Source organism: Bacillus sp. JJ1521, assembly GCF_036965165.1.
Classification (GTDB): domain Bacteria; phylum Bacillota; class Bacilli; order Bacillales; family Bacillaceae_L; genus Ferdinandcohnia.
In genome coordinates, this window is the sequence record NZ_JBALOX010000061.1 from 31,923 (window position 1) to 35,965 (window position 4,043).

Annotated in this window: 4 protein-coding genes; all 4 read left to right on the top strand. The window is 33.9% G+C overall.

Translation table 11 applies throughout. The features are described from left to right. Window positions 1-337: 337 nt before the first annotated feature. The 4 genes from hisC (at window position 338) to V7147_RS09735 (ending at window position 3,953) form a co-directional block, all read left to right on the top strand. Window positions 338-1,444: a histidinol-phosphate transaminase gene (hisC, locus tag V7147_RS09720; RefSeq protein WP_335367657.1), complete on the top strand. Its 1,107-nt coding sequence runs from the start codon at window positions 338-340 to the stop codon at window positions 1,442-1,444. A 23-nt stretch (window positions 1,445-1,467) separates the two neighbouring features. Beyond that, a complete protein-coding gene (locus tag V7147_RS09725; RefSeq protein ID WP_335367658.1) occupies window positions 1,468-2,454 on the top strand; it encodes a C-terminal binding protein in 987 nt (328 codons plus the stop codon). A 35-nt stretch (window positions 2,455-2,489) separates the two neighbouring features. Further along, the gene (locus tag V7147_RS09730) at window positions 2,490-3,566 is read left to right on the top strand and encodes an Ldh family oxidoreductase (protein ID WP_335367659.1); all 1,077 of its coding nucleotides are present in this window, start codon (window positions 2,490-2,492) and stop codon (window positions 3,564-3,566) included. Between the two features lie 237 nt (window positions 3,567-3,803). Next, on the top strand, window positions 3,804-3,953 hold the full coding sequence (locus tag V7147_RS09735; RefSeq protein WP_335367660.1) for a hypothetical protein: 150 nt from the start codon (window positions 3,804-3,806) through the stop codon (window positions 3,951-3,953). Window positions 3,954-4,043: the final 90 nt, after the last annotated feature.

Below are 4,043 nucleotides of genomic sequence, written 5' to 3' on the forward strand. Positions count from 1 at the left end.
GTATTTAAGGCACATTTTATCTAAAATCTAAATAAGTGTAAGAATATTCAATTATTATATTGGAGGTATTAATATTGAAGCTGCTAGAGTAAGCCCCATCTTGTAGTAACCTTCCTCATCGTAAATTTCTAATTGTTGTTTGTATAAAGATTTAAAAATACCTAACCAAAAATCTACTAACTAACCAGATCCTATATTCCACATAACCTTAGAGTATTAGCAAAAGCCTGATTAGGTATTAATTAAATGGTTTTCATTGATGTTTGCCTTTTTCAGAACGTTGCAAACGTTTACAAATTAAATGTATTATGAAATCAATTGCAGGGAGGTATAAGCAATGACAAGAAATTTGTTTAGAAAAGGAATAGATAAATTAACTCCTTATGTTCCAGGAAAACCGATTGAAGATGTAAAAAGAGAGTATGGGGTTAAAGAAATAACACGACTTGCTTCAAATGAAAACCCATTTGGTCCTTCACCTAAAGCAATAGAAGAGATGAAAAAAACGATAGGTGATAGTTGGTTATATCCAGAGCCAAGCTGTAGAACATTACGTGAAAAGTTAGCAGTATTAAATGAACTTTCCATAGGGAATTTTGTAGTAGGTAATGGTGCAGACCACCTTATCACGATGGTTGGTAATGCATTTATAAATGATAGTGATGAAATCATTTATTGTACACCAACTTTTACTAGTTATCGAGAGATTACGCTTCTTATGGGCGGTATACCAGTGGAAATTCCATTAACGAAAGACTATGTTTATGATTTGGATTCAATATTGGCAGCTGTAACTGAAAGAACAAAACTAATTTTTATTTGTAATCCAAATAATCCTACAGGAACGATTGTTCAAAAGGAAAAGTTGGAATGGTTCCTTACACAATTACCTGAACACGTGATTGTAGTCCTTGATGAAGCATATGTAGAATTTATTAGAGAAAGTGATTATACAACAGGAACGGAACTCATTAAAGCAGGGCATCGCATTATAGCATTAAGAACTTTTTCGAAGTTATATGGTCTTGCAGGTGCTCGTGTAGGATATGCAATAGGAAAGGAGAAAATATTAGCACCGTTAAGAGCAGTTAGACAAACATTTGCAGTCAATCGGTTTGGAATTGCTGGTGCAGAAGCAACATTGGATGATTTGAATTACAGTAATGAAGTTCTACAACATATTCAAAAGGAAGTTACAAGAATTACAAAAGAATTCCAAGCTTTAGATTATGAAGTTGTAGAGTCACACGCTAACTTTATTTTTATGGATGTAAAAGAAGATGCATCTAAAGTATCTGACTATTTATTAAGAAAAGGACTAATTATTCGGCCGTGTAAAGCATGGGGCTTAAATACACATATTAGAGTAACTGTTGGCACCCAAATGCAAAATGATAACCTGATTATTGCATTGAAGGAGATGAAGAAAATAGGGGTGGTTTAAATCATGAAAAGGGGGTTTTTTATATGAAAGATGGAAAAAAAATAATTTGGATTATTGATGGAGAATGGACCGATCACAAAATTGAAGAAGAAACATTTATAAAAAAAGGATACGAATTAAAAGTGACACACCCCGATGATTTAGAAAAGGATTTACCATTATATGCACCGTATGCCGATGGAATAGCAATTCAAATATCATTTGATTGCAATGAAGCTTTTCTTAATCATTTAGAATCTTGTAAAGTAATTTGTGTTTATGGAGTTGGATTTAACAATATAAATTTGGAGGCAGCCGGAAGGAAGGAAATCGCTGTTTATAATGTACCGGATTACTGTGTGGATGAGGTATCAGATCACACCATAGCTCTTTTATTTTCTGTTGGGCGTCGTTTAAAAAGTTATAATCTGAAAGTTGAACAAGGAAAATGGGATGCATTAGATACGCTACCGATCTATCGATTTAAAGATATGACAATCGGATTGCTTGGATTTGGAAGAATTGCCCGTTCTGTGGCAATAAAAATGAAAGCAACAGGTGCGAACATTATTGCCCATGATAAATATGCAGACGAAAATGCATTCAAGAATCTAGGTGTGGTTCCTGTTTCCTTCGAGGAATTACTTGCGCAATCTAATATGTTAAGTTTACATGTCCCATTAACTAAAGAGACTGAGAATTTACTAGATTATGATTGTATGATGAAGATGCAAAAAGGGGCAATGATTGTCAACACATGTAGAGGTGGAATAATAAATGAAGAGGATCTTGCCTTACTAATTGAATTAGGTCATATTTCAGGTGCTGGAATAGACGTATTTACCGAAGAACCAATACCAGCAGATCATCCATTATTAAATAAAGCAGAAGTAATTATTACACCACATTCTTCCTATGTTTCAGTGAGTTCTTTTCATGAACTGAAAACCCGCGTATGTCAAATAATAGAGAATGGTATAAATGGAATACCACAACCAAACATGGTAAATAAACAATACGTTAATCAGTAGTTACCTTTTTAATCAACTGGCGAGGAGTTGTGATTATGGATTATAGAATTAATGCAAAAGATGTAGTCGAACTATGTGTTGATATTTTGATAAAACATGATGTGGAAGAAAAAGATGCAATAACCACCGTCCAGTCTCTTATAGATGCCGATCTTATGGGGATAAATAGTCATGGTATTATCAGACTTCCCCTTTATTTACGAAACTTAAAGGATAAGAATATCAATAAAGCTCCTTCTATCCAAGTTATAAGTAAGTCAAAGAATACGGCCGTAATTGATGGTGGAAATGGTTTAGGTCAGGTAGTATCTCAACAAGCCATTGATATGATCATCGAAGAAACGAAAGAAGTAGATATCTTTGCTATTTCTGTCCGGAATAGTAACCACTTTGGAACTGCTCGTTACTGGGCTGAACAATTACAAAAACATAACTTAATTGGGATTGCGACAAGCAATGTACCACCAATCATGCCACCTACGGGCGGTGCTGAAGCGAAAGTAGGAAATAATCCGATGTCAGTAGCTATCCCTTCTGGTAATGAGAAACCAATTATTTTAGATATGGCAACAAGTAATGTTCCGTTTGGTAGAATTCTTGACTTTCAAAGTAAGGGGATGAAGATTCCAGAAGGTTGGGCAGTAAATGCAGCAGGAGAATCAACAACAGATCCAGATGAAGTTGTTAAAGGTGGTTATTTATTCCCAGTCGGTGGTCCAAAAGGCTATGGTTTATCCGTAATTATTGAGGCATTATGCTCATTATTGAGTAACGGTGCCATTGGATCAGATATTCAGATAAAACATAATACTCCAATTAATGTAAGTCATTTCTTTCTAGGAATTCGGGTTGATTCATTTATTGATATTAATCTATTCAAGAACAATGTAGATCACTATATTCAATTTATAAAAAATACCAAACCGATGGAAGGTGTCAGTGAAATTTATCTACCAGGAGAAATTGAACTTGGCAAAGTTTATGCTAACAAGGAAAAAGGGCTCTTAATACCAGATTCTATTTTAAAAGAGATAATTTCATTAGCGGAAGAAGTGGAAGTGGAGGAAGAATTTTTACTACCTATACATCAATTGATGAAAAAGAGCGTTTAGTCACCTAAAAGATGAGGCAGGTCCGGGTGGTTTTATTAACATCTCACAGAATACAAAGAGGATTGTTTTTTGTAGCACATTTATGCAAGATTCCCAAATCGCCATGAAAGACGGAAAATTTATTATTGTAAAGTAAGGAATTAATTCCAAGTTTCTTAATCATGTTGATCAAATTACTTTTAGCGATAATTATTCACAAAAAATATAATCTATGTGACCGAGAGAGCAGTCTTCAAGTTGCAAAATGGAAAAATGACATTAACTGAGGTTGCACCAGGTATCGCTATTGAAAAAGATATAATCTCGTTAATGGGATTTAGACCACACATATCTGAAACCCTCAAAGAGATGGTAAAGGATATATTTCGGAATGAATGGGGAAAATGAAAAAACTATTTAGGAACAACGAAAATAACCTTGCAATAGAAATCTAAAACTAATTTTGTTAGTAGATGATTAATTAAGATAGATTTTATT